The organism is Bradyrhizobium sp. LB14.3, assembly GCF_040547985.1.
GTDB lineage: Bacteria > Pseudomonadota > Alphaproteobacteria > Rhizobiales > Xanthobacteraceae > Bradyrhizobium.
On the sequence record NZ_JBEPQT010000006.1, the window covers coordinates 101,927 to 127,261 of the forward strand.

At 63.9% G+C, this 25,335-nt stretch carries 20 protein-coding genes and 2 tRNA genes; 11 read left to right on the top strand and 11 right to left on the bottom strand.

Annotated elements, in window-relative coordinates; translation table 11 throughout:
- Positions 1–21: 21 nt before the first annotated feature.
- A complete protein-coding gene (locus ABIB00_RS14685) occupies positions 22–2,271 on the bottom strand; it encodes a TonB-dependent siderophore receptor (protein ID WP_354104973.1) in 2,250 nt (749 codons plus the stop codon).
- Positions 2,272–2,467: 196 nt separating this feature from the next.
- Entirely contained in the window at positions 2,468–2,983 is a 516-nt protein-coding gene (locus ABIB00_RS14690; RefSeq protein WP_354104838.1) for a MarR family winged helix-turn-helix transcriptional regulator, read from the bottom strand.
- Positions 2,984–3,163: 180 nt separating this feature from the next.
- Here ABIB00_RS14690 and ABIB00_RS14695 point away from each other — a divergent pair, with 180 nt between their 5' ends.
- The 3 genes from ABIB00_RS14695 to ABIB00_RS14705 all read left to right on the top strand — a co-directional run bounded on the left by ABIB00_RS14695 (position 3,164) and on the right by ABIB00_RS14705 (position 6,058).
- A complete protein-coding gene (locus ABIB00_RS14695; RefSeq protein ID WP_354104839.1) occupies positions 3,164–4,354 on the top strand; it encodes a Rieske 2Fe-2S domain-containing protein in 1,191 nt (396 codons plus the stop codon).
- Between the two features lie 61 nt (positions 4,355–4,415).
- Positions 4,416–5,711, top strand: coding sequence for a spinster family MFS transporter (locus ABIB00_RS14700; protein WP_354104840.1), 1,296 nt, complete (start codon positions 4,416–4,418; stop codon positions 5,709–5,711).
- Positions 5,712–5,854: 143 nt separating this feature from the next.
- On the top strand, positions 5,855–6,058 hold the full coding sequence (locus ABIB00_RS14705) for a hypothetical protein (protein WP_247447324.1): 204 nt from the start codon (positions 5,855–5,857) through the stop codon (positions 6,056–6,058).
- Between the two features lie 265 nt (positions 6,059–6,323).
- On the opposite strand, the gene ABIB00_RS14710 is transcribed toward ABIB00_RS14705, so the two are convergent.
- Positions 6,324–6,400: transfer RNA gene (locus tag ABIB00_RS14710), tRNA-Asp, on the bottom strand.
- A gap of 251 nt (positions 6,401–6,651) precedes the next feature.
- Here ABIB00_RS14710 and ABIB00_RS14715 point away from each other — a divergent pair.
- Together ABIB00_RS14715 and pepT are read left to right on the top strand one after the other, a co-directional pair.
- Positions 6,652–6,966: an HU family DNA-binding protein gene (locus ABIB00_RS14715; RefSeq protein ID WP_354104841.1), complete on the top strand. Its 315-nt coding sequence runs from the start codon at positions 6,652–6,654 to the stop codon at positions 6,964–6,966.
- 102 nt (positions 6,967–7,068) lie between these two features.
- The gene (gene pepT, locus ABIB00_RS14720; protein WP_354104842.1) at positions 7,069–8,319 is read left to right on the top strand and encodes a peptidase T; all 1,251 of its coding nucleotides are present in this window, start codon (positions 7,069–7,071) and stop codon (positions 8,317–8,319) included.
- 57 nt (positions 8,320–8,376) lie between these two features.
- Here the strand turns inward: pepT and ABIB00_RS14725 are convergent, their stop codons facing one another.
- A complete protein-coding gene (locus ABIB00_RS14725) occupies positions 8,377–9,264 on the bottom strand; it encodes a hypothetical protein (protein ID WP_354104843.1) in 888 nt (295 codons plus the stop codon).
- A gap of 184 nt (positions 9,265–9,448) precedes the next feature.
- Here ABIB00_RS14725 and ABIB00_RS14730 point away from each other — a divergent pair, with 184 nt between their 5' ends.
- The 6 genes from ABIB00_RS14730 to ABIB00_RS14755 all read left to right on the top strand — a co-directional run bounded on the left by ABIB00_RS14730 (position 9,449) and on the right by ABIB00_RS14755 (position 16,819).
- Positions 9,449–9,850, top strand: a complete 402-nt coding sequence (locus tag ABIB00_RS14730; protein ID WP_354104844.1) for a hypothetical protein — start codon at positions 9,449–9,451, stop codon at positions 9,848–9,850.
- 120 nt (positions 9,851–9,970) lie between these two features.
- Positions 9,971–10,333 (top strand): hypothetical protein, encoded by a 363-nt coding sequence (locus ABIB00_RS14735; RefSeq protein WP_354104845.1) that lies wholly within the window; start codon positions 9,971–9,973, stop codon positions 10,331–10,333.
- Positions 10,334–10,388: 55 nt separating this feature from the next.
- The gene (gene ihpA / locus ABIB00_RS14740; RefSeq protein ID WP_354104846.1) at positions 10,389–11,663 is read left to right on the top strand and encodes a divalent metal ion exporter subunit IhpA; all 1,275 of its coding nucleotides are present in this window, start codon (positions 10,389–10,391) and stop codon (positions 11,661–11,663) included.
- Positions 11,660–12,637, top strand: a complete 978-nt coding sequence (ihpB, locus tag ABIB00_RS14745; protein WP_354104847.1) for a divalent metal ion exporter adaptor subunit IhpB — start codon at positions 11,660–11,662, stop codon at positions 12,635–12,637. Before ihpA ends, ihpB begins: the two co-directional genes overlap by 4 nt.
- Positions 12,630–15,848: an efflux RND transporter permease subunit gene (locus tag ABIB00_RS14750; protein WP_354104848.1), complete on the top strand. Its 3,219-nt coding sequence runs from the start codon at positions 12,630–12,632 to the stop codon at positions 15,846–15,848. Before ihpB ends, ABIB00_RS14750 begins: the two co-directional genes overlap by 8 nt.
- A 2-nt stretch (positions 15,849–15,850) precedes the next feature.
- On the top strand, positions 15,851–16,819 hold the full coding sequence (locus ABIB00_RS14755; protein ID WP_354104849.1) for a cation diffusion facilitator family transporter: 969 nt from the start codon (positions 15,851–15,853) through the stop codon (positions 16,817–16,819).
- A 37-nt stretch (positions 16,820–16,856) separates the two neighbouring features.
- Here the strand turns inward: ABIB00_RS14755 and ABIB00_RS14760 are convergent, their stop codons facing one another.
- The 7 genes from ABIB00_RS14760 to tig form a co-directional block, all read right to left on the bottom strand.
- Positions 16,857–17,717, bottom strand: a complete 861-nt coding sequence (locus tag ABIB00_RS14760; protein ID WP_354049623.1) for a class I SAM-dependent methyltransferase — start codon at positions 17,715–17,717, stop codon at positions 16,857–16,859.
- 67 nt (positions 17,718–17,784) lie between these two features.
- Positions 17,785–17,860 (bottom strand) — tRNA-Val (locus tag ABIB00_RS14765).
- 63 nt (positions 17,861–17,923) lie between these two features.
- Positions 17,924–18,328, bottom strand: a complete 405-nt coding sequence (locus tag ABIB00_RS14770; protein WP_354049666.1) for a GFA family protein — start codon at positions 18,326–18,328, stop codon at positions 17,924–17,926.
- Positions 18,329–18,400: 72 nt separating this feature from the next.
- The gene (lon, locus tag ABIB00_RS14775) at positions 18,401–20,824 is read right to left on the bottom strand and encodes an endopeptidase La (RefSeq protein WP_247349356.1); all 2,424 of its coding nucleotides are present in this window, start codon (positions 20,822–20,824) and stop codon (positions 18,401–18,403) included.
- A 325-nt stretch (positions 20,825–21,149) separates the two neighbouring features.
- Positions 21,150–22,421, bottom strand: a complete 1,272-nt coding sequence (gene clpX, locus ABIB00_RS14780; protein WP_045003136.1) for an ATP-dependent Clp protease ATP-binding subunit ClpX — start codon at positions 22,419–22,421, stop codon at positions 21,150–21,152.
- A 444-nt stretch (positions 22,422–22,865) separates the two neighbouring features.
- Positions 22,866–23,498 carry an ATP-dependent Clp protease proteolytic subunit gene (locus ABIB00_RS14785; protein WP_247349357.1) on the bottom strand — a complete coding sequence of 211 codons (633 nt, stop codon included), beginning with the start codon at positions 23,496–23,498 and terminating at the stop codon, positions 22,866–22,868.
- A 305-nt stretch (positions 23,499–23,803) separates the two neighbouring features.
- On the bottom strand, positions 23,804–25,165 hold the full coding sequence (tig, locus tag ABIB00_RS14790; protein WP_354049625.1) for a trigger factor: 1,362 nt from the start codon (positions 25,163–25,165) through the stop codon (positions 23,804–23,806).
- Between the last annotated feature and the right edge of the window lie 170 nt (positions 25,166–25,335).

The window sequence follows — 25,335 nt, forward strand, 5'->3', positions numbered from 1 at the left end:
AAGCCCTCCCCTCGCCTGCGCCTACCATTTGTAGGAAACGCTGGCGGTGACGCGCCGGCGGTCGCCGTAGAAGCACGACGTCGCCGAGGCACAGCTCGCGACATAGATCTTGTCGGTCAGATTGATCACGTTGATAGCCGTGCGCCAGTTCTGCCATTCGTAATGGACTGCGAGATCGCCGAGCACAACCGCGGGAACCTCGAGGGTGTTGGCGGCGTCGGCCCAGGAAGACCCGACATAGCGCGCACCGCCACCGAAGCCGAAGCCCTCAAGCGGGCCGTCCTTGAAGGTGTAGTCCGCCCAGCCCGATACCAGCAACTCAGGCGTGTTGGTCGGCGTCTTGCCGACCAGCGACGGGTCGAGATCCCGGCTGTTGAACAGGTGATAGGCCGTGAACGCGCCGATCAGCTTCAGCTCCTTCGTGGCATTGGCCACGGCTTCGAGCTCGATGCCGCGCGAGGTCACCTCTCCGGTCTGGTTTTGCAGCAGCACATTCAACGGATCGGTGGTAGCCACGTTCTGGCGCTTCAGGTCGAATACCGAGGCGGTGAAGTAGCCGTCGAATCCCTTCGGCGCGACCTTGACGCCGATCTCGGCCTGCCTGGCGGTCTCCGGCAGGAACAGCTGGTTCTGTGCGTTGAGGCCGATGATCGGATTGTAGCTCGTCGAATAGGAGACATAGGGCGCGATGCCGTTGTCGAAATTGTAGATCAAGCCGGCGCGGCCGCTGAATCTGCTGTCGTCGCGTTGGGCGATGTTTGCGCCAGTGTCGCGGGCGGCCTGCGTCGTCTCGACCCAGTCATTGCGGCCGCTCAGCACCAGCGTGAAGTTGCCGAACTTCATCTGGTCCTGAACGTAGGTGCCGGCCTGCTTCTGCGTGAGCAGGAAGTTGCGGAACGGCGCGCCCGCGAGCGGGATCTCGATACCATAGGCTGGATTGAAGACGTTGATCGGAGGAACCGTGCCGAAGTTGAAGGCCTGATAGTCATCGATCTGATAGCCCTTCAGATCGACACCGAACAGCATCGTGTGCCTGACCGGGCCACTGTTGAAGCGATACTCGAGCTGGTTGTCGAGATTGGCCTGATTGGCGGTGTTCTTTGCATACCAATTGTAGCGGCCCATCGTAGCCGTATTGATATTGTCCCAGCCATTACCGATGTAGCCGCGATAGGTCAGGTCGATATGTGCAAATCGCGCGTTCTGCCGGAACGTCAAATCGTCGGTGAGATTGCGCTCGAACTGGTAGCCGAGCATCTCCTGCTCGCGCGTGAACTTGTCGACGCTGGGATCGCCCACGAAGAAGCTGGTCGGGATCTTGCCGAACGGCGCGTTGGTCACCGTGCCCTGGTAGGGCAGGAAGTTGATGCCGCGGGTGTCCTGCTTCGAGGCCGAGGCCAGCACCGTGAAGGTGGTGTCGGCATCCGGCTTCCAGGTGAACGACGGCGCGATGAAGTAGTTGTTGTCGGGCGTGAAATTGACCTGGGTATTTCCGTTCTGGACCTGGCCGACGACGCGGTAGAACAGCTTGCCGTCCTGGGACTGCGTCGCGACAGGACCGCCGACATCGAAGCCGACATAGGCATTGCCGAAATTGTTGACGCCGGTCTCGATGTAACGGACCGGCTCGGTCGGCGGCATCTTGCTGATGACGTTGACGATGCCGCTCGGGCTCGATCCGCCATAGAGCACGGCCGACGGACCACGCAGCACCTCGACGCGCTCCATGTTCGGCGGCTGCAGCTTCCAGCTCGCATAGGACGTGTAGAACAGCTGCATGCCATCGAGGAACAGGCCGACGTCATCGGACTTGAAGCCGCGGATCAGCCACCAATCGTTGCGGGTGTCGGCACCGAAAGTTCCGGCGCGCACGCCGGCGGTGTAGCGCAGCACTTCGTCGAGCTTGTTCGGCTTCTGGTCGCGGATCTGCTCGGCGCCGATCACCGAGACCGACTGCGGCGTCTCCATGATCGGCGTGTTGGTCTTGGTGCCCGACGAACTGCGACCGGCGACGTAGCCATGCACCGGGCCGAGCGGGGTCTCGACGAAACCGATATTGCGCTGCGGCCGCGGCTTGCTTCGGTCAGCAGTCTGCTGGATTGATCGCGGCGCGCGACGCTGGGCGGCGGCAGCACGGCGGCGCCCTTCCGGCGCGGCGACGGTCACCGACGGAATATTCTGCGCGCCGCTCTGCGCAGAAGATTGTGCAAGCGATGCCTGCGGCACCAAAACCCAAGCGGATGCGGTCGCCAATACGGCCGACCGCAGCATTCCAAGACTGTTCACGCGCCACCCCAAACGTATCTGCATGCGTCATGCCGTCAGTCCCGTGACGGCACTGCGGTGACGCTTAAGTGAGCGCGCGCGAAATCCCTAATTGAAAAGTTCTTAGAACGATTCTTAGAAAAGAAGGATTCTTAGAAAATTTCTTTGAAGCGATCCAATATTTCCGCAGATTGCCGCGCAATCAGCGCGGAACTTTCTCGGCTTCGAGCAGCTTCTCTGCCGTCGCCGTGAGACGGTCGATCTGCGCCAACAGCGTTTCGAACTCGTCCTTGCTCAACTGTTCCAGCAATTTTCGATTGCGGTCCTGCGCGCCTTCGACGATCGCATCATGCGCGGCGAGCCCTGCCGGTGTGAGCGAGACCAGCACCTCGCGGCTGTCCTTCGGGTTCGCCGACTTCGCGATCAGCTTGCGCGAGACGAGTTCCGCGAGTGCGCGACTGATCTGCCCCTTGTCCTGCCCGACGGCTTCGGCGAGCCGCGCCACGCTCATCGGCGGCCGGCGCCCGAGCGAGGCGACGAGGCCGAACTCGACGGAGGACAATCCGGCTAGGCGCTTGTAGCGCAGCATCGCACCGCGCTTGAGCAGATTGGCCAGCACCATCAGCCGTGACGACAGCATCGCGGTGATCGGCGCCGGCGAGTGACTTTCGTCCGCATCGGACGATGTGCGCCCGTCCCTGCCTGGTGTCTGGCTCATGATCCACCTCTGCCAAGAAAGCCGCGGCGTGCCAAGGGTTGGTAGCGCTAGCTCCCCAGCCTGATCCGAATGCGACTAAGAGGCATTTGGAAATTCGTTGACATTGTCATCGATCGGCCCTTCACTGGTGTTCAAGGCGTCAAAAGCCGGGCCAGCACGGCCGACAGCGGGAGGATCAGCATGACCATCACCCAGCGGGATCGCGATCTCGGCACCGCCTATGCGATGAAGCCGGCGCTCACACGTACCGAGCTCACCTCGGTCGTGCGCGGCACACCGATGGGCGAGCTGCTCCGCCGCTACTGGCATCCGGTCGGACTTGTCAGTGATGCCACCGACACGCCGAAGAAGGTGCGTGCCCTCGGCGAAGATCTGGTGCTGTTCCGCGACAAGCACGGCCGCGTCGGCCTCCTGCACGCGCGTTGCTGCCATCGCGGCACCACGCTCTACTACGGCAAGGTCGAGGAGGACGGCATCCGCTGCTGCTATCACGGCTGGAAGTTCGACACCGAAGGTCACTGCCTGGAGCAGCCCTGCGAGCCCGACGCCGGTCAGTACAAGGACAAGGTGCGCCAGCCCTGGTATCCGGTCGAGGAGCGCTACGGGCTGATCTTCGCCTATATGGGTCCGGCCGAGAAACGCCCGGTGCTGCCGGCTTACGAATGCCTGGAGACCATGGATGACGGCGAGTTCGTCGAAGCCGACGATTCCTCGATCGGCGGCGGTGGTCCGGCGATCATCCCCTGCAACTGGCTCCAGCATTTCGAGAACGTGGTCGATCCCTACCACGTGCCCGTGCTGCACGGCTCGTTCTCGGGTCCGCAATTCACCAACATGATGGCGTCGATGCCGGAGGTGAAATTCGACAAGACGCCGCGCGGCATCGCCGTGCGCTCGATCCGCAAGCAGGATGACGGCAAGGTTTTTTACCGCGTCACCGAGGCCGCGCTGCCCACCTTGCGCGTCGTGCCGAACCCGCGCGTCGCGCAATTCGCCCGCGTCGAGTCGATCGGCTGGACGCTGCCGATCGACGACACCTCGTTCCGCATCTATGTCGCCGGCCGCGTCAAGAACTCCGGCGACATCGGCCGCATGCGCTCGAAATTCAACGGAAAGTTCTGGTGGGACATGACCGAGACCGAGCACCAGCAATTCCCCGGCGACTACGAGGCCCAGGTCGGCCAGGGCCCGCAGACCATCCATTCCGAGGAGCATTTCGGCCAGAGCGACCGCGGCATCCTCATGATCCGGCGCATGCTGAGCGACCAGCTCGAAGCGATGGAAGCAGGCCGTGATCCGATCGGAATTTCCTTCGACGCAAGCGCGCATCCCGTCGAATTCGAAGCGGGGAATTACATCCGCGAAGGCTGACTATCCGGCTCCAAATAAGAGCTGGACCGACAACGATAACAAAGACTAATTGGGGGAAGCGATGGTCGATGTGACGTCACAAATGTCGGTGCGAACGGCCGCCGCGGCAAAGCCTTCGGCGCGGCGCTATTACGTGCTGAGCCTGCTCACCATCATCTATGCGCTGAATTTCCTCGACCGCACGATCTTCAACGTCCTGATCGAGCCGATCAAGAAGGAGTTTCAGCTCAGCGACACCATGATGGGCCTGCTCGCGGGCTTCGGCTTCGCGCTGTTCTACTCCCTGCTCGGCATTCCCATCGCGCGCGTCGCCGACCGGCTCAACCGGCGCAACATCGTCGCCGCCGCCTTCGCGTTCTGGAGCGCGATGACGGCACTGTGCGGCGCGGCTTCGACTGTCACCTCGCTGGCGCTGGCGAGGATCGGCGTCGGCATCGGCGAATCCGCGGGCTCGCCCGCCTCGCAATCCATCGTCGCTGATCTCTTCGCCAAGAACGAGCGTCCGCGCGCGCTCGGCATCTACGCCGTCGGCACCTATCTCGGCGTCTTCCTCGGCTATTTCGTCGGCGGCTACGTCAACCAGCACTATGGCTGGCGGATGGCGTTCTACGTCGCGGGCGTGCCCGGCATTCTGCTCGCATTGATCCTGTGGCTGACGATCTGCGAGCCGAAGCGCGGCGCCATGCAGGAGAGCTTCGTGCCCGAGCCGCTCGGCCCGACGCTGCGCTTCCTCGCATCCCAGCGAAGCTTCATCATCGTGCTGATCGGTTTCTGTCTCACCACTTACACGAACTACGCGACCGCGGCGTGGATCCCGCCGTTCCTGGCCCGCGTGTACCATCTGTCGAGCGCCGAGATCGGCACCTATGCCGGCACCTTCAAGGGGCTCGCCGGCATGGCCGGCACCCTGCTCGGCGGCTTCGTGGTGGCCAACATCAGCCGCCGCGACGATCGCTGGAAGCTGTGGGCGCCCGCGATCACCTCTGGCCTCGCCGGCCCCGTGTTCGCGGTATGCATGCTGACGCAGGACTTTGCGATGATGGTGGCCATGCTGGCGCTGACCTCGTTCCTGGTCGGCTTCCATCTCGGGCCGATCTTCGCGATCGCACAGACGGTGGCCAAGCCGAGCATGCGGGCGCTGGCCTCCTCCCTCATCGCACTCACCGCCACCTGCTTCGGCCAGGGCGTCGGCCCGCTCGCCGTGGGCATGGTCAACGATGCCCTCAAAGGCAGCTATGGCGCGAACGCCGTGCGCTATTCCCTGCTTTCGGCTGCGGTCACGACCACGCTGGGGGCGATCCTGTTCGTCTGGGCGGCCCACACCATCCGGGACGATATCGGCCGGGCCGCAGCCTGAGGCAGGCCCTGAACACCTCCGCCCGGTGAAACCCGCCGGGTGGCCAGATGAAACCATTTTGCGGAACCCGCGAAACCATCCGGAAACAGACGGTCCCTACAAGGAGAGCCATAGACGGCGGTAAAGCCCGTCGGGAGGCTCAGATGAACCACTCCATTCACTCTGCTGATCGTGCGACCCACATGAAGATCGTGGTGGTGGCGCTGGTGGCCGGCATCACTGTGGCCGGCTTCGGGATCGCAGCCCGCACCAATGCCGATCACAGCCAGACCGCCCAGTCCACCCACGTGATCAAAGCCGGTAAACCGGTCGTGGTGACGAGCGCCGGGACGTCAGATATCCGCTGACGCGAGGCTTACGGACAGACCAGTGGCCGCCTCCGGGCGGCCTTTTTGATTCAGGCGACGGGTGAGGACGCCGACATGGATCGGGTCAATAGCTGCCGCATCTGTGCTTGAATTTCTCGCCTGAACCGCAACAGGGCGCCGCGCGAGCGCGGGAGTTTTACGCCGGTCGAAGGCCAAAAAGCACGCAGGAGTCGTGCCGCGAGCGACCGGGGATCGAAGCAAGAAGAGGATTCGGAGGTAAGGGTATGAAAGGATTGCCAAAAAATGGCGCGAGAGACGGGGCTCGAACCCGCGACCTCCGGCGTGACAGGCCGGCGCTCTAACCAACTGAGCTACTCCCGCGTGACACGCAAATGTCTGCGGAACGAGGGGGGACTTAAAGGCCGGACCTGTTGAAGTCAAGGACGTTGCATCCGCAGCCTGAACGAGCGGATTTCCGTCGAGGGTGCGCACGAACGTGACCCTCGGCCGCGAGGGCCGGCGTAGTCAGTCCGGTCCCGAATCGTCTACGCCTCCGGGAACTTGCGGGTTCCGGGGCCGTCTTCCCGACCACCGGCAGGAATCGAGGAGGCCAGACATCGAGGAGGCCAGACATGGCTAAGAAGGACTCGGCGAAGAAGGCTGCCGCTCCCACCACCATCACGCTCAAGCGCCTCGCCGCCGACATCGCGGAGAGCCAGGACCTGTCGAAAAAGCGCGCCGAGGCGGTCCTGACCGACATGGTCGACCTGATCACCAAGCACCTCAAGAAGGGCGACCGCGTCCGCATCGTCGGGCTCGGCATCCTCCAGGTCCGCAAGCGCGCCGCCCGCACCGGCCGTAATCCCGCGACTGGCGAGCCGATCCATATCAAGGCCAGCAAGAAAGTCGCCTTCCGCCCGGTCAAGGAACTGAAAGAGGCGATCTAACCACTCACGTTTCGTTAAGCCTGAGCAGCGTCGTCCCGCCGCAACGCGGCCCACTTTTCTGGTATACCGCCTCTCTCCCCTGACCCGGCGGTTTGACCAGAAATGTCCTCCCTCATCTTTTCGCATACCGTGACCGAGCGCTTCCTGCGCTACGTCCTCATCGACACCCAGTCCGATCCGGAATCCCCGGCCTCGCCGTCGACCGAGAAGCAGAAAGACCTCGGCCGTGTTCTCGCCGCCGAGCTTAGAGACATGGGCGTTGCCGATGCCCATCTCGACGATTACGGCTACGTCTACGGAACGATCCCGGCGAACACCGGCAAGAAGGTGCCCGTGATCTGCTTCTGCTCGCACATGGACACCTCGCCCGACGTTACCGGCAAGGACGTCAAGCCGCAGGTGGTCAACAACTATCGCGGCGGCGATATCACTCTATCCGGCGACACCAGCCAGGTGATCCGCTTCGCCGAGCATCCAGCGCTGAAGAACCAGATCGGCAACGACATCATCACCACCGACGGCACCACGCTGCTCGGAGCCGACAACAAGGCCGGCGTCGCCGAGATCATGGATGCCGCCCATTTCTTCATCAACAATCCGCAAGTGAAGCACGGCACCATCAAGATCCTGTTCACGCCCGACGAGGAGATCGGCCGCGGCGTCGACAATGTCGACCTGACGAAGCTCGGCGCCGAGTTCGGCTACACCATGGACGGCGAGAGCGCGGGCTGCGTCGAGGACGAGACCTTTTCCGCCGACGGCGCCGTCATCACCATTAACGGCGTCAGTGCCCATCCCGGCTATGCCAAGGGCAAGATGGAGCACGCGATCAAGATCGCGGCGGCCATCGTCGAGCGGCTCCCGAAGGAAGGCTGCTCGCCCGAGACGACCTCAGGCAAGCAGGGCTTTCTGCATCCGATCGGCATCGAGGGCGCACTGGAGCAGGCAACGCTCTCCTTCATCGTGCGCGACTTCACCGAGGAAGGGCTCAAGGAGAAGGAAGTCCTGCTCGAGAACATCGTCAAGGACGTGATGAAGGACTATCCGCGCTCGACCTACAGGTTCGAGGTGCGAGAGCAGTACCGCAACATGAAGCAGGTGATCGATCGTCATCCGCACATCCTCGAATACGCCATCGAAGCGATCCGCCGCGCCGGCCTGCGCCCGATGCGCACCGCGATCCGCGGCGGCACCGACGGCTCCCGGCTCTCCTTCATGGGCCTTCCCTGCCCCAACATCTTTGCCGGCGAGCACGCGTTTCACTCGCGCCTCGAATGGGTCAGCCGGCAGGACATGGAGAAAGCCGTGCAGACCATCGTGCATCTCGCGATGATCTGGGAGGAGAAAGCGTAGATACGCGCAGACGCCGTGGCCGGGCTTGCTCCCGGCCACAAGCGCAGGCCGCAGCCTTTACGGCACCGGCTTCGCGCGAGGAGTGCGATGGAAGCGGTTGGAGCTCACGATCCAGTTCGGCAGTGGCTCTCCATCGCGATGCCGTCCGCCGGCAACAGCAGCAGCCCAGGCTACCACGGCCCCGATCAGAGTTGCGGCTGCAACCGAGAATGCGAGGATGATCGAGCTGTGTCGCGCACGGTTGATCGCCGTCCGGGAGTCCGCAATCGCGGCGTCGACCCGGCGCTCGGAGTCCGGCCCGGTCAGTCCCGTCAACGCTGTAACCTGCTGCACAAGATAGGTTCGATCGTCGCTGCTGACGCCGCTGTGGCTCGACGACGTCATCAGGATGCGTCCGGCTTCAGCGCGGGTTTCCCCGAGATCGGTGGGAGGCCGACGCGCACGGAATAGCTTGTCCAGTTCATAACCTAAAAGCGGCTCGGCTGCGGTCGCGTTGCCTGACGAAGAACGTGCCGGAGAGCGGTCAATTGTACCCGCACCGAGAAAGGCGAGGAAAACGCCGCCGATCAGTACGGCAAGCGCCCATGACATCAGGCCATGGAGCCCGTCCCACCGCTCGCCATCGTCATCGATGGCCGAAATTGCGGCCGCCTGACGCGTGGTGCGGCCCGCGATATAGCCGCCGAAGCCGAAACTGGCGATCGCCTGCAAAATCAAATACAACCCCGAAAGAAGCGCTAGAGCCGCTGATGCGTCGCGCCATGTCGGCGACGTCGAGCTGACGCCGAGCCCGATAGCGACGCCAAAGCTCACCAGGATGAAGGACAACGCGGCGGCGGCGAATGCGCCTGCGACGATAGAACTCCATTGGATGCTCCAGCGGTCTTCGGCGACTCGCGGACGACTTTCGGTGACTTCTTCCTGCACGAGAGCTTCGATGGTCATATTCAGCTCTCTCAACGCAGGCCGAATAACGACAAGACAGCCATGATCACCACGATCAAGCCGACGAGATAAATCAGTCCGTTCATGGTGCGTCCTCCTCGATTTTTCCCTGCTCGCTAATGAGGAGGAAGACGGAACGTTCCTAGTTTTTGCAGCCGACAGGAACGAACTCACCGGAGTCGGGTTGGATGTGAGCCCCAAGGATGAAGTTGCGAGCACGGGGCCCCAGCCGGTCAACACCGGAGCCGGGGGCCTTTGTTTTGAGCTGCGCTCCCTGTCCTATGTTAGCGACGCCGGCGCCGGGATCATCGAAGATGCGATCGGGGCGGGACCTCCGGATCGGGAGAGCCGCGTGGATCGCAGAACGGCGTGCCTTCATCAGGCAGATGCATTCCGGGAAAAGGCGATCGCCGATCCCGAGCACCACGACCAATGGATCGATGAAGCCATCAAATGGCTGGAACGGGCAATGGAAGCCAGCTGTCGCGCCGTCGTCACGGTCGAAGCCGGCGACACCGGCGACATTCCGGAGCTGGCACGCGGAGCGCCAGCCGATGCTCAACTGAGCCTGATCACGCGTCAATGAGAAGCGCTGGCGTCTCCGCCACTGCTGCGGCAATTGCGTCAGGGACGTAACAATGTTGCGGGTCGACACTATTCCCTCGCCCATGCTAGGCCGGACGCAGACCGCAATCAGAGTGACGTCGTGCTCGCGAACCGCCAGCCCTCAGGATCTTGCCGCCCGCGCAACTGGCGCGGGCTGATGTCTGTGCTGATCGCGGTTGTCTATCTGCTCGCGGGAACGCTGCACGGCCTGCACGACATCGACGTCACCACGCCCGGCGGCGGCACGGAGATCGCTGCGGTCATTGATGGCTCCTCAGATCACAGCGACCACAAGGCCATCGGCGGGCATCATTGCCATGGCTGCTTCTCGGTGATGGTCGTGCAGCCGGCGCCGCCGGCCGTATCGGTCGCGCTCGTGTCCACGTCGCGCCCGCAACGCGTATCCCGGCTCGCCGGCATTGTCCCCGATACCGACTCCCCGCCTCCCAAACATATTGCCTGAACGGATTGGTCGGGCGCCCCGCGCCCATTCGGTTCATCCTTCACAGGTCGATTTCATGTTTGGCAGGGGAATGGCCGTGCGCCTGGCGTGCGCGGCAGCGTGTCTGATTGGTGGATTGGCGCTTGCGCCGTCCCACGCCCAGACACTGACGATGCGGAGCGCGCTCTCGCGCGCGCTGGCCACGAGCCCGCGGCTGACCGCGGCGGAGCGCGACGTCGGCATCGCCACGGGCGAGCGCATCCAGGCAGGCGCGCTTCTCAATCCGGAGCTGTCCTACGAACAGGACAATTCGTTCGGGTCCGGCATCTATCGCGGCACGCGATCGGCCGAGACCACGCTGCAGATCAGCCAGGCCTTCGAGCTGTTCGGCAAGCGCGACGCGCGGATCGCAGCGGGCGTCGCCGGCATCGAGGTTGCCGCGATCCAGCGCAAGGCCGTCAGGCTGGAGGTGCTCTCGGAGACGGCGATCGCCTTCCTCAGTGTGCTCGGCGCACAGCGGCGCATCCAGATCCTCGACGAGCAGATCGCCGCCATCGACCGGCTGACGCCGCTGTTGCGCCGCCGCGTCGAGGCCGGCGCCTCCTCGCCGGCCGAGACCGGTCGTGCCGAGGTAGCTTCCGCCCTGGTGAAGGCCGACCGCGAACGCTTCAAGGCGACGCTGGCCAGCGCCCGGCGCGAGCTTGCGGTCTTGATGGGCGACGCGGCAGCGAAATTCGGCGAGGTCTCCGGCCGGCTCGACACCATGGGACGGCCACCGACGTTCCAGTCGGTCGTCGCCGCCATCGATGCCAATCCGCAGCTGGTGCGCTGGACCGCGATCTATGCCCAGCGTAACGCCGAGCTGTTGCTGGCCCGGCTCAGGCCCTATCCCGACGTGCGGATCGCCGCCGGCTGGCGCCATTTCAACGAGACCAATGACGACGCGGCGCGCCTCACCGTCTCGGTGCCGATTCCCGTGTTCGACCAGAACCAGGGCAATATCCTCTCGGCACAGGAAAGCCTCGCCAAGACCAAGGCCGAGCGCGAGGCCAACCGCAACACGCTGATCGTGGTCGCCGGCCGCGCTTACGACTCCCTTCAGGGCTCGCTGCGCGAGCTTGCGGTGCTGCGCGAGAGCGCCATTCCCAAGGCCACCGAAGCCTCGGACGCAATCGCGCAAGGCTACGGCCAGGGCCGCTTCACCCTGCTCGAAGTGCTCGACGCGCAGGCGAGCGTCACCCAGGCGCGGCTGCGCGAGCAGGAGGCGCTCCAGAATTTCCATGCCGGGGTGGCGACCATCGAAGGTCTCGTCGGCAATCCCTTCACGCTGGCGCGGGAGAGCGCACGATGAAGACGTCCTCCACCGTCCTTGTCGCCGTCGTTGCCGCCGCACTTGGCGCTTACGGCTATTCCCTGCTCGCCCCGGCCAGGGTCGAGCATGCCGAACACAGCGCGGACAAAAAGCCGGAGAAGCCGAACGACCATGTCGAGCAGGACGAGCACGGCGCCGACCGGATCCGGATCTCCGACGTCAAGCTTGCCGCCGCCGGCGTGACGCTGGCGGAGGCCGCGAGCGCGACATTGACTGACACGCTCGCCTTCAACGGCATCCTGCGCGCCAACCAGGAAGCGGTGGTGCAGGTGACGCCGCGCTTTCCCGGCGTTGCCAAATCGATCCAGAAGCGCATCGGCGACAAGGTCGGCAAGGACGATCTGCTCGCCGCGATCGAGAGCAACCAGAGCCTCACTGTCTACGAGCTCAAGGCGCCGATTGCCGGCACCATCATCGAGCGGCAGATCTCGCTCGGCGAATACGCCTCCGAACAGAAACCGGCCTTCGTCGTCGCCGACCTCTCCAGCATCTGGGTCGATCTGTCGATCTATCGGCAGGACTTGCGGCGCGTTCGCCTCAACGACGAGGTGCTGATCGATCCCGACGACGGCCGCGGCGAGATCAAGGGCACGATCTCCTACATGGCGCCGATCGGCAGCAGCGAGACCCAGACCGCGCTGGCGCGCGTGGTGCTGCCAAATCCGGACGGGCGCTTGCGTCCCGGCCTGTTCGTCACGGCACGGCTGATCCTCGCCGCGCGCAACGTCGCGGTCGCCGTGCGCCGAAGCGCGATCCAGACGCTGGAGAACCGGACCATCGTGTTCGTCCGCGAGGACGGCGACAAGATCGAGGCCCGCCCCGTGGAGCTCGGCGATTCCGATCCCCGTCATGTCGAGATCAAGGCCGGCCTTTCAGCCGGCGAGCATTACGTCGCGGAAAACAGCTTCGTCGTGAAGGCGGAGATGGGCAAGGGCGAGGCCGAGCATGATTGAGCGTCTCATCGCGCTCTCGCTGCAGCAGCGCTGGCTGGTCCTGCTGCTCGCGTTCGGCGCCGTCGCCTTCGGGGCCTGGAATTTCCAGCGCCTTCCGATCGACGCCGTACCCGACATCACCAACGTCCAGGTCCAGATCAACACCCGCGCGCCCGGCCATTCGCCGCTGGAAACCGAGCAACGCATCACCTTCCCCGTCGAGACCGCGATGGGCGGCCTGCCGAAACTCGACTACACCCGCTCGCTGTCGCGCTACGGCTTGAGCCAAGTGACGGTCGTCTTCAAGGACGGCACCGACATCTATTTTGCCCGCCAGCTTGTCGGCGAACGCATCCAGCAGGTGAAAGACCAGCTTCCGGCCGGCGTCGAGGTCGCGATGGGCCCGGTCTCGACCGGACTCGGCGAAATCTTCATGTACACCGTCGAGGCCAAGGCGGGCGCGAAGACGCAAGGCGGTCACGACTATTCGCTGACCGATTTGCGCACCGTGCAGGACTGGATCATCAAGCCGCAGCTTCGCAACGTGCCCGGCGTGATCGAGGTCAACACCATCGGCGGCTTCGAGCGGCAATTCCACGTGCTCCCCGACCCCGGCAAGCTGATGGCCTACCGACTCGGCTTTCGCGACGTCATGACGGCGCTCGCCGCCAACAATGCCAATGTCGGCGCCGGCTATATCGAGCGCAACGGCGAGCAATATCTGGTTCGCTCGCCGGGCCAGGTCGGCAATGTCAGCGAGATCCGGGACATCGTCATCGGCTCGCGCGGCGGCAATCCCGTCAGGGTCAGGGATATCGCGACCGTCACCGAAGGCCGCGATCTGCGCACGGGAGCCGCGACCCGCGATGGCGAGGAAACCGTGCTCGGCACCGCCATGCTGCTGATCGGCGAGAACAGCCGCACGGTGGCGCGCCGTGTCGCGGCCCGGCTGGAAGATATCGCCAAATCGCTGCCCGACGGCGTCGTGACGCGGACCGTCTACGACCGCACCCATCTGGTCGAGGCCACCATCCGCACGGTCGAGAACAACCTGCTGGAGGGCGCGGCCCTGGTCGTGGCCGTGCTGTTCCTGATCCTTGGCAATATCCGCGCCGCGCTCGTGGTGGCCTGCGTCATTCCGCTGTCCATGGCCATGACGATCACCGGCATGGTCGAGACCAAGGTCAGTGCAAATTTGATGAGCCTGGGCGCGATCGATTTCGGCATCATCGTCGACGGTGCCGTGATCATCGTCGAGAACTGCCTGCGCATGCTGGCCGAGGCCCAGCGCGAGAAAGGCGGCCTGCTCACGATCTCCGAACGGCTGCGCGCGATCCGGCGCGGATCGAGCGAGGTCATCAAGCCGAGCCTGTTCGGAACGCTGATCATCGCGGTGGTCTATCTGCCGGTGCTGACGCTGACGGGCGTCGAAGGCAAGATGTTCACGCCGATGGCGCTGACAGTGCTGATGGCGCTGGGCGCCGCGGTGCTGTTCTCCGTCACCTTCGTGCCGGCGGCGGTTGCCATCTTCGTCACCGGCAAGGTGTCCGAACAGGAAAACCTGTTCATGCGGCTGGCGAAGCGCGCCTACCTGCCCCTGCTCCGGCTTGCGATCGACAATCGCCTCAGCGTCGCAATCATGGCCGCCATCATCGTGGTCGCAAGCTGCGTGGCCGCCGCGCGCATGGGCGGCGAGTTCATTCCGAGCCTGGACGAAGGCGACATCGCGCTGGCTTCGATCCGGATTCCCGGCACGAGCCTGACCCAGTCGCTGGACCTGCAAATGGCGTTGGAAAAGCGCATCAAGCAGATTCCGGAGGTGAAGGAGTTCTTCACCCGCATCGGCACCGCGGAGATTGCGACCGACCCGATGTCGCCGGCGCAGACCGACGGCTACATCATGCTGAAGCCGCGCGCCGAATGGCCCGACCCGGACAAGCCCAAGTCGGACGTGATCGAGGCTATCCACCGTGCCGCCGACGACATCCCCGGCAGCGCCTATGAAATCTCCCAGCCGATCCAGTTCCGCGTCAACGAACTGATCTCCGGCGTGCGCAGCGACGTCGGCGTCAAGATCTTCGGCGATGACCTCGACATCCTGCAAGGCGCGGCAAAACAGGTGGAGGCCGCGATCCGGGGCATCCGCGGCGCCAGCGACGTCAAGATCGAACAGGTCTCGGGCCTGCCGATCCTCACCGTCCGCCTCGACCGCCAGGCGCTCGCCCGCTACGGGCTCAGCATCAGCGAGGTGCAGGGCATCGTCGAGATCGCGGTGGGCGGCAAATCGGCCGGCAAGCTGTTCGAGGGCGACCGCCGCTTCGACATCGTCGTGCGCCTGCCGGAGCATCTGCGCGGCAATCTCGAGGCGATCCGGGCGATCCCGATCCCGCTGCCGCCGGGTGAGGAAGCGACGTCCAGCGCGCCGATCCGGACGGCCTTGCCCGCCTCGCCCCTCACCCAGATGCGCTATGTGCCGCTGTCGTCGGTCGCTACCGTCGATGCGACACCCGGCCCCAACCAGATCAGCCGCGAGAACGGCAAGCGGCGCATCGTCGTCACCGCCAATGTCCGCGCGCGCGATCTCGGCTCCTTCGTCACTGACGCCGAGGCGGCCATCGCGGAAAAGGTCAAGCTGCCGCCGGGCTACTGGATCGGCTGGGGCGGACAATTCGAGCAGCTTGTCTCCGCCACCAAGCGGTTGACGCTCGTGGTGCCGGTGGCGCTGCTGCTGGTGTTCTTGCTGCTGTTCATGGGCATGGGATCGGCAGCGGACGCGGCTCTCGTGTTCTCCGGCGTGCCACTGGCGCTGACCGGCGGTGTCGTGGCGCTGCTGCTGCGCAGCATTCCCTTATCCATCAGCGCCGGCGTCGGCTTCATCGCGCTGTCGGGAGTGGCCGTGCTCAACGGCCTCGTCATCATCGCCTTCATCGAGCGGCTGCGCAGCGAAGGCCATCCCGTTGCCGACGCGGTGCGCGAGGGCGCGCTGACACGCCTGCGTCCGGTGCTGATGACGGCGCTGGTGGCGTCCCTCGGCTTCGTGCCGATGGCCCTTGCCACCGGGGCCGGGGCCGAGGTGCAGCGCCCGCTCGCGACCGTGGTGATCGGCGGCATCATCTCCTCGACCGTGCTGACGCTGCTGGTGCTGCCGGCGCTCTACGTGCTGTTCCGCCGTGACGCAGGCACCGAAACGCCTACAATAGCGCCTGATTTGGCAGCGTCCGGGGAGCGCTAGAATTGGGCAACCACGACCATCACGGTCATCATGACCATGCCGGCCACGGCCACGATCATGGTCACGATCACGGTCCTGGCCACGCGCATGTCCATGCGCCCACCAATTTCGGCAAGGCGTTCGCGATCGGCATTTCGCTCAACACCGCGCTGGTCGTGGCCGAGGCGATCTATGGCTATATTGGCAACTCCACCGCCCTCCTCGCCGATGCCGGCCATAACCTTTCCGACGTGCTCGGCCTGGTCGTGGCCTGGTGCGCGTCGATCGCGGCGAGGCGCGCGCCGAGCGGTCGCTTCACTTATGGACTGCGCGCCTCCACCATCCTGGCGGCACTGGCGAACGCCGTGTTCCTGCTGGTTGCAACCGGTGCGATCGGCTGGGAAGCGGTCCTGCGCCTGCGCGAACCGGAGCCCGTCGCGGGCGTCACCGTGATGGTGGTCGCCGGCATCGGCATCCTCGTCAACGGTTTTACGGCCATGCTGTTCGCGCGCGGCCGCAAGGACGACATCAACATCGAGGGCGCTTATCTGCACATGGCGGCCGACGCCGCAGTCTCGCTCGGCGTCGTCATCTCGGCGGCGCTGATCATCTGGACCGGCTGGCTCTGGCTCGATCCCGTCACCAGCCTCGTCATCTGCGTCACCATTCTCTGGAGCACGACCAGCCTGCTCCGCGGCTCCATCGACATGTCGATGGCGGCAGCCCCCAAAGGCACCGACCTCGCCGCGGTCAGGGCGTTCCTGCTGGCACGTTCCGGCGTGTCCGGGATCCACGATCTCCACGTCTGGCCGATCTCGACCACGGAGACGGCGCTGACCTGCCACCTCGTCATGCCCACCGGCGCCGGCGACGCATTTCTGATGGAGACCGCGCAGATGCTGAAGACCTCCTTCCGCATCGGCCATACCACCCTTCAAGTGGAAACCCATCCCGACAATGGCTGCGCCCTGGCGCCGGATGATGTGGTGTAGAACTCACAGACCCATCTGACGGCAGAGACAGCAGGGCCTACGCCGCCTTCGCCGTCACGATCCAGATTGCGCCCTGGAGCGCCACGCTCTGCCCCTTCAGGAACGGCGCCAGCATCTCGCGGATCGAGGCTTTTGCGGCGGCATACGTCTCGGGCGGGTGGCCCTGCAGTGCGCGGCTGGCCGGGCCGATCTGGAGCGAGCCCTCGACCGCGGCATCAAGCCCGCCACCGATTGCGACATCCATCGCGAGATCGTGCGGCTCCATCGCGACATCGACGAAGCCGGCGCCGCCAAGGATGCGTTTCACGCGCTCTTCCGCGGCGAAGGCGAAAGGCCCGGGCTCCTCGGGCCCGACCGGCGGCATCTTGGGGACGTGTTTGTAGACCGCCATCAGCGGCGCCATCATCCAGGGATTTTCCTTCGGCTCACGCCAGCAGGCAAACGCGAGCCGCCCGGACGGCTTCAGCGCACGACGAAGGTTGGTGAAAGATGCGATCGGGTCAGCGAAGAACATCACGCCGAACCGCGAGGCCAGCAGATCAAAGCTCGCCGGCTCGAATGGATGGACCGTCGCATCGGCCAGTGCGAACTCGAGCGGGAGGCCTTTCGGCGCCAGCGCGCGCGCCTGCGACAACATGGGATCGGAGACGTCGAGCCCGAGCGCAAATCCGTTCGGCGCGACAGCCTTCGCGAGCGCGAACGTCGTTGCGCCGGAGCCGCAGCCGACATCGAGGACGCGCTCACCCGGCTTCGGCCTGGCGCGGTCGATCAGCACGTCGGAAATGGGTCCGAGCAGGCTCTCCTGTGCCGCATGGCGATCGGCCCAGCGTTGCCCGCTCGGGCCGTTCCAATAGGCGATCTGGTCTGCGTTCTCTTCGTGTCCGCTTGGCTGCTGCATCGGGCCTCCCGTATGACGGCTCGCAGGGCTGGCCCGCAACGCCGGCGCTCGCTTCGCGAGCAACGGCTGGTGGGCAGTGACGGGCTCGAACCGCCGACATCCTGCGTGTAAAGCAGGCGCTCTACCAACTGAGCTAACCGCCCCTCGCCGCTTCTTTATCCCCACCGGCCCCGAACGGGCAAGCGCGGAACTCCACTTCCTGGGCCTCAATCGCCCGGCCGGCCAGGCAGCAGCGGTACCGCGTCGATCCACACTGCCGCCGACTGGCACCAGATCTGCCTGACGGGCCGCAATTTGTCGCGCTGGCGGATGCTGCCCCAGCGGATGCCCCAATCGTCGGCCTGGTCACCCTCGCCGCTGGTGAACAGCGGGGAACCGCAATCGGCGCAAAAGTGCTGGAAGCGCATCCGGCCATTGTCGCCGCGCTTGCCGTAGATTTTTGGCGAACCGCCGGTCAGACGGACATCGGCGCCGGAACATACGGCAGTCACCCGGAACGGCGAGCCCGTCAGCGTCTGGCAATCGGTGCAGTGGCAGACCGACACCGTCTCGGGGTCGATCTCGGCTTCAAAGGTGATCTGCCCGCAATGGCATTGCCCGTCGATGTGCATTGTCGTCATCCGCTGCCCCAATCAAAAACGGCGCCCGAAGGCGCCGTTTTATCATCTTTCCGAGCTGCGATCTCAGTGAGCGGTCAGGCCGCCGGCGGCTTCGTCGCCGTCCGGCTTCACCGTCACCTTGGTGTCCTCTTCCCAGACGATCGGCACCGGCTTCTTCACCAGGGCCTTGGCGACGACGTCGTCGAGGCGCGAGACCGGGATGATCTCCATGCCGCCCTTGATCGCATCGGAAATCTCCGTGAGATCCTTGGCGTTGTCCTCGGGGATCAGCACCGTCTTGATGCCACCGCGGGCAGCGGCCAGCAGCTTCTCCTTGAGGCCGCCGATTGGCAGCACGCGGCCGCGCAGCGTGATCTCACCGGTCATCGCGACATCATGGCGGACCGGAATGCCGGTCATGACCGAGATGATCGCGGTGGCCATCGCCACACCGGCCGACGGACCGTCCTTCGGCGTCGCACCTTCCGGCACGTGCACGTGGATGTCGCGCCGGTCGAATAGCGGCGGCTCGATGCCGTAGACGATCGCGCGCGAGCGCACGTAGGACGCCGCCGCCGAGATCGATTCCTTCATCACATCGCGCAGATTGCCGGTGACCGTCATCTTGCCCTTGCCGGGCATCATGACGCCTTCGATGGTCAGAAGCTCGCCGCCGACATCGGTCCAGGCAAGGCCGGTGACGATACCGACCTGCGGCTCGCTCTCGATCTCGCCGTAGCGGTACTTCGGCACGCCCAGAAGCTCTTCGAGAGTCTTCTCGGTGACCTTGACCGACTTCTTCTTGGAGATCATCAGCTCCTTCACCGCCTTGCGGGCGAGTGTGGAGAGCTCACGCTCCAGATTACGTACGCCCGCTTCGCGGGTGTAGCGGCGGATCAGCAGCAGCAGCGCGTCGTCGTCGATCGAGAACTCCTTGGAGTCCAGGCCATGCTTGGACACCGCTGTCGGGATCAGATGCTTGCGCGCGATCTCGACCTTCTCGTTCTCGGTGTAGCCCGCGATCCGGATGATCTCCATGCGGTCCATCAGCGGTCCCGGAATATTGAGCGTATTCGCGGTCGTGATGAACATCACGTTGGACAGATCGTAGTCGACCTCGAGGTAGTGGTCGTTGAAGGTCGCGTTCTGCTCGGGGTCGAGTACCTCGAGCAAAGCCGAGGACGGATCGCCGCGGAAATCGGCGCCCATCTTGTCGATCTCGTCCAGCAGGAACAGCGGATTGGACGACTTCGCCTTGCGCATGGACTGGATGATCTTGCCGGGCATTGAGCCTATGTAGGTCCGGCGGTGACCACGGATCTCGGCCTCGTCGCGCACGCCGCCGAGCGAGACGCGCACGAACTCGCGTCCGGTCGCCTTCGCGATCGACTTGCCGAGCGAAGTCTTGCCGACGCCGGGAGGTCCGACGAGGCACAGGATCGGTCCGGTCAGCTTGTTGGCGCGCGTCTGCACCGCGAGATACTCGACGATGCGATCCTTGACCTTCTCGAGCCCGTAGTGGTCGGCATCCAGAACCGCCTGCGCGGCTTCCAGATCCTTCTTCACCTTGGACTTCTTGTTCCACGGGATCGACAGCAGCCAATCCAGATAGTTGCGCACGACGGTCGCTTCCGCGGACATCGGCGACATCTGGCGCAGCTTCTTCAGCTCATGCTGTGCCTTCTCGCGCGCTTCCTTGGAGAGCTTGGTCTTGGAGATCTTCTCTTCGAGATCGGCGAGCTCGTCACGACCTTCGTCGTCGCCGAGTTCCTTCTGGATCGCCTTCATCTGCTCGTTGAGATAATACTCGCGCTGGGTCTTCTCCATCTGGCGCTTGACGCGCGAGCGGATGCGCTTCTCGACCTGCAGCACCGAGATCTCGCTCTCCATCAGGCCCAGCACCTTCTCCAGGCGCTGCGTGACCGAAAGCGTCTCCAGGATGCCCTGGCGATCCGCGATCTTGACGGCGAGATGCGAGGCGACGGTATCGGCGAGCTTGGCGAAGTCGGTGATCGCCTGCACGACGCCGACGACCTCGGCCGAGATCTTCTTGTTGAGCTTCACGTAGCTCTCGAAGTCGGACACGACCGAGCGCGCCATGGCCTCCGCCTCGACCGACTTCGCATCGGTGTCGGCGAGCGCAATCGCGGTCGCTTCGTAATAGTCGGCGCGATCGGTGTATTTCTGCACACGCGCACGCTCGAGCCCTTCGACCAGCACCTTCACGGTGCCGTCGGGAAGCTTCAAGAGCTGCAGCACGCTGGCAAGCGTACCGGTCTCGTAAATGGAATCGGGGGCCGGATCATCGTCGGACGCGTTCTTCTGGGTCGCGAGCATGATCAGCGCGTCGTTCTTCATCACCTCTTCGAGCGCGCGGATCGACTTCTCGCGGCCGACGAAGAGCGGAACGATCATGTGCGGGAAGACGACGATGTCGCGCAGGGGCAGCACGGGATAGGCGTGTGTTTCGCCATGAACGATGGTTGGCCTGGGTTTTGGATTAGTCATGGCCTTTTCCTTTTGCTTTGCCCCCTTGCACGCAGCCCGCCATGCTCATGCGCAACCGCCACAAGGTGCCGAGGTGATCCGCAAAACCGGTCGGTCCTTTTCTCAAGTTGGACCGGCCTGCCGAATCGGAACTGAGGCGAATCTTGAAGAGAATTCTCGCTCGCCGCCGACATTAGGTGGCTATCGACCCGGGGGGTGTCAAGTCATTGAAAGACGCGCGCCATCAGGCGCTTACGCACGCAAATAAGTGACACAACACCGGCTGCGGAGATACTTTCCGCAGCCCTCAATTGATGAGACGATTGGAGCGTTCCAGCGCCGCAAATCAGGCGCTGGCGTTCTCGACGGCGCGATCGGACCGATCGGCGTAGATGTAGAGCGGACGCGCCGTTCCTTCCACGACTTCGCGCGAAATCACGACTTCTTCCACACCTTCGAGGCCCGGCAGGTCGAACATGGTCTCGAGCAGGATCGCCTCGAGGATCGAACGCAGTCCGCGCGCACCGGTCTTGCGCTCGATCGCCCTGCGGGCCACCGCGCCAAGCGCCTCGTCGGCGAAGGTCAGCTCGATGTTCTCCATCTCGAACAGCCGCTGGTACTGTTTCACCAGCGCGTTCTTCGGCTCGACCAGAATCTTCTTGAGCGAAGCCTCGTCCAGATCCTCCAGCGTCGCCACGACAGGCAGACGGCCGACGAATTCCGGGATCAGCCCGTACTTCAGGAGATCCTCCGGCTCGACGTGACGGAAGATTTCGCCGGTACGGCGGTCTTCCGGCGCGAGCACCTGAGCGGCGAAGCCGATCGAGGTCGAACGTCCACGTGCCGAGATGATCTTTTCAAGGCCGGAGAACGCACCACCGCAGATGAACAGGATGTTGGTGGTGTCCACCTGCAGGAATTCCTGCTGCGGATGCTTGCGGCCGCCCTGCGGCGGGACCGAAGCCACCGTGCCTTCCATGATCTTGAGCAGCGCCTGCTGCACGCCCTCACCTGACACGTCGCGCGTGATCGAGGGATTGTCGGACTTGCGGCTGATCTTGTCGATTTCGTCAATGTAGACGATGCCGCGCTGGGCGCGCTCGACATTGTAGTCGGCGGACTGGAGCAGCTTCAGGATGATGTTCTCGACGTCCTCGCCGACATAGCCGGCTTCGGTCAGCGTCGTCGCGTCCGCCATCGTGAACGGCACGTCCAGGATGCGGGCGAGCGTCTGCGCGAGCAGCGTCTTGCCCGAGCCGGTCGGACCGATCAGCAGAATGTTCGACTTCGCAAGCTCGACGTCGTTGTGCTTGGTCTGGTGGTTGAGGCGCTTGTAGTGATTGTGCACCGCGACCGACAGGACCTTCTTCGCATGGCTCTGGCCGATCACGTAGTCGTCCAGGACCTTGCAGATTTCCTTCGGCGTCGGAATGCCGTCGCGCGACTTCACGAGCGAGGATTTGTTCTCCTCGCGGATGATGTCCATGCAGAGCTCAACGCACTCGTCGCAAATGAAGACCGTGGGACCCGCGATCAGTTTACGGACTTCGTGCTGGCTCTTGCCGCAGAACGAGCAATACAGCGTATTCTTGGAGTCGCTCGTGCCGACCTTACTCATTCATGTCTCCGTCCGCGGTTCGATCCCGTTCCGCTCGATCGCTCCATTCCGACACGATGATCGGCATGAAGCTTAAATAGAGCAAATTCCGTACCAAAAAAGACCCTACGCGTTACATCCCGTGCGAATCACGGTCTCAATTCTCCCGCGATCATAGCCGATCGTTCGTAGCCAACCATGCTGTCACCCGACTATCAAGAATTCGCTAATCGGGGGTCGCCGGCTACCCGTGACAATACCGTGATTTCCGGTCTTGGCACGGGCGAAGTGATCGAAATCACCCCGGCGTTGCTGGATTGCCACGAAAAACAAGCACGAAAGCGGAACTTTCTGCCTGTCGCAGGGCGCAAAACTGCGTTTTTGCGACGCGCACACGTGTCTTTAACGTGAACGCACCCTGATGGATGCACGGCATTCCCCGGAGGGATCGCCGTGACCGTAGTGCTACGGAGTCTTCGCCGACGCCTCTTCGGCGCGTTTGTCGATGACCCTGTCGACCAGACCGAACTCCTTGGCATCGCTCGCGGTCAGGAACTTGTCGCGTTCCAACGCGTCCTCGATCGCCTTGTAGGTCTGGCCGGTGTGCTTCACGTAGATCTCGTTGAGCCGCTTCTTCAGGTTCAGGATTTCCTGGGCGTGCAGCATGATGTCGGTAGCCTGGCCCTGGAAGCCGCCGGAGGGCTGATGCACCATGATGCGCGCGTTCGGCAGCGAGAAGCGCATGTCCTTTTCGCCGGCGGCAAGTAACAGCGAGCCCATCGAGGCGGCCTGGCCCGTGCACAGCGTCGAGACCGGCGGGCGGATGAACTGCATGGTGTCGTAGATCGCGAGACCCGACGTCACCACGCCGCCCGGCGAGTTGATGTACATCGAGATTTCCTTCTTCGGATTTTCCGCCTCAAGGAACAGCAACTGCGCGACGATCAGCGTCGACATGCCGTCCTCGACCGGTCCGGTCAGGAAGATGATGCGCTCTTTCAGAAGGCGCGAGAAAATGTCGTAGGCGCGCTCGCCACGGTTGGTCTGCTCGACCACCATCGGCACGAGGTTCATGTAGGTTTCAACCGGATCGCGCATGAGTCACCTAGGGTTTTGAAGAGGCGGACATCGCCAGTCTTGGCTGCCAGTTTGGCTGGATGGGCCGGAAGGCCGATGGACGTCCCGTGATGCAGGAACTTGGTAGAAGAACTTGGTAGAAGCAGAAGGCGTACCGACAGATATAGCCCAATTCGCGCCTGACAAGTGCGGAGCGAATTAAGGCTTAATCCGTGAGGCACTTGAAGCTGATTCGTACAAAGAGGCCCAGCCGGCCACCTGGCTAGCTCGACCTCTTCGCTGATCATCCTTAATGGAAGGCTCTATGGAGGGCCCTCCTGGAGCCTTCAGGCGGCGGTCTTTTCCGCCTCGTCGTCCTTGTAGAGGTCGTCACGCGAGACCTTCTTCTCGGTCACCTTGGCGAGCTCGAGGATGAAGTCGACGACCTTGTCCTCATAGATCGGTGCACGAAGCTGGGCCAACGCTTGGGCGTTGCTGCGGTAATAGTCCCAGACTTCCTTCTCGCGGCCGGGCATCGAGCGCGCCCGCTCGATCACGGCGCGGCCGACCTCGTCGTCGGTCACGCTGATCTTGTTCTTCTCGCCGATCTCGGAGAGCACGAGGCCGAGCCGCACGCGGCGATCGGCGATCTTGCGGTACTCTTCCTTGGCGGCGTCTTCAGTGGTGTCCTCGTCGGCAAAGGTCTTGCCGGCGGAGTCCATCTCGGCTTTCACCGAGTTCCACATCAGATTGAACTCCTCGTCGACCAGCGAGGGCGGCGCCTCGAATCGATGCGCCTCGTCGAGGCGGTCGAGCAGCGCGCGCTTGACACGCTGGCGCGTCGCGGTCGCGAACTCGGCGACCAGCCGCTCGCGCGCCGCTTCCTTCAGCTTGTCCAGCGATTCGAGGCCGAGCGTCTTGGCGAACTCGTCGTCGATTGCGAGATCCTGCGGCGCCTCGATCAACGTTGCGGTGGTCTCGAACTCGGCCGGCTGGCCGGCGAGCTTGTCGTTCATGTAGTTCTTGGGGAACGCCACCTTCAGCGTGCGGGTCTCGTTGGCGGCGATGCCGGTGAGCTGCTCCTCGAAGCCGGGGATGAAGGTGTTGGAGCCGATCACGACCTGGATGCCCTCGCCGGCGCCGCCCTCGAAGGCTTCGCCGTTGATGGTGCCCTTGAAAGCGATGGTGACGCGATCACCCGATTCGGCTTTGGCGCCCTCGGCCTTCGCGGCATAGCCGCGATTCGAATCGGCGATGCGCTTGATCGCCTCGTCGACGTCGGCGTCGGTGACTTCGGCGACGGGCTTCTCGACCTCGAAGGACTTGAAGTCGGCGAGCGCAATCGATGGCACCACCTCGATCGCAACCGTGTAGGTCAGATCGGTCTTGCCGTTGAGCAGCTCCTCGACCTCGGCCTGCTCGGTCGGCATGGTGATCTTCGGCTCGGTCGCAAGGCGGAAGCCGCGCTCGGAGAACAGCTGCGTGTTGGTGTCACGGATGGTCTGGTCGATGGTCTCGGCCATCACCGAGCGGCCATAGACCTTCTTGAGGTGCGTGACCGGCACCTTGCCGGGACGGAAGCCATTGATTTTGACCTTGTCCTTGAGGTCGACGAGCTTGGCACCAGCCTTGGCGTCGAGATCAGACGCGGGAACGCTGATCTTGAACTCGTGCTTCAAACCTTCCGAGAGGGTTTCTGTGACCTGCATGGCGTCCAATCTTCTTCTCGTTCGGTCTCGGCGCGCATGCGTCGGGACGCTATCATTAATCGATCCGGCGCGAGGCAAACGCCTCAACGCCGGTGGTTCATCGGACCGGCTTCAGGCGGACAAATATCCGCGCGGGAGCAGGTCGCGTAATCCGTGCAAACGCTGAAAGC

What these genes read in the sequence shown, in the direction of transcription:
- ABIB00_RS14705 (WP_247447324.1), top strand. Translation starts at nt 5,855, where the DNA reads ATGAACCACTCCATTCACTCTGCTGATCGTGCGACCCACATGAAGATC.
- ABIB00_RS14700 (WP_354104840.1), top strand. Translation starts at nt 4,416, where the DNA reads ATGGTCGATGTGACGTCACAAATGTCGGTGCGAACGGCCGCCGCGGCA.
- lon (WP_247349356.1), bottom strand. Translation starts at nt 20,824, where the DNA reads ATGACTAATCCAAAACCCAGGCCAACCATCGTTCATGGCGAAACACAC.
- ABIB00_RS14770 (WP_354049666.1), bottom strand. Translation starts at nt 18,328, where the DNA reads ATGCACATCGACGGGCAATGCCATTGCGGGCAGATCACCTTTGAAGCC.
- ABIB00_RS14690 (WP_354104838.1), bottom strand. Translation starts at nt 2,983, where the DNA reads ATGAGCCAGACACCAGGCAGGGACGGGCGCACATCGTCCGATGCGGAC.
- ABIB00_RS14715 (WP_354104841.1), top strand. Translation starts at nt 6,652, where the DNA reads ATGGCTAAGAAGGACTCGGCGAAGAAGGCTGCCGCTCCCACCACCATC.
- ihpB (WP_354104847.1), top strand. Translation starts at nt 11,660, where the DNA reads ATGAAGACGTCCTCCACCGTCCTTGTCGCCGTCGTTGCCGCCGCACTT.
- ABIB00_RS14725 (WP_354104843.1), bottom strand. Translation starts at nt 9,264, where the DNA reads ATGACCATCGAAGCTCTCGTGCAGGAAGAAGTCACCGAAAGTCGTCCG.
- ABIB00_RS14785 (WP_247349357.1), bottom strand. Translation starts at nt 23,498, where the DNA reads ATGCGCGATCCGGTTGAAACCTACATGAACCTCGTGCCGATGGTGGTC.
- ABIB00_RS14695 (WP_354104839.1), top strand. Translation starts at nt 3,164, where the DNA reads ATGACCATCACCCAGCGGGATCGCGATCTCGGCACCGCCTATGCGATG.
- tig (WP_354049625.1), bottom strand. Translation starts at nt 25,165, where the DNA reads ATGCAGGTCACAGAAACCCTCTCGGAAGGTTTGAAGCACGAGTTCAAG.
- pepT (WP_354104842.1), top strand. Translation starts at nt 7,069, where the DNA reads ATGTCCTCCCTCATCTTTTCGCATACCGTGACCGAGCGCTTCCTGCGC.
- ABIB00_RS14750 (WP_354104848.1), top strand. Translation starts at nt 12,630, where the DNA reads ATGATTGAGCGTCTCATCGCGCTCTCGCTGCAGCAGCGCTGGCTGGTC.
- ABIB00_RS14760 (WP_354049623.1), bottom strand. Translation starts at nt 17,717, where the DNA reads ATGCAGCAGCCAAGCGGACACGAAGAGAACGCAGACCAGATCGCCTAT.
- clpX (WP_045003136.1), bottom strand. Translation starts at nt 22,421, where the DNA reads ATGAGTAAGGTCGGCACGAGCGACTCCAAGAATACGCTGTATTGCTCG.
- ihpA (WP_354104846.1), top strand. Translation starts at nt 10,389, where the DNA reads ATGTTTGGCAGGGGAATGGCCGTGCGCCTGGCGTGCGCGGCAGCGTGT.
- ABIB00_RS14685 (WP_354104973.1), bottom strand. Translation starts at nt 2,271, where the DNA reads ATGCTGCGGTCGGCCGTATTGGCGACCGCATCCGCTTGGGTTTTGGTG.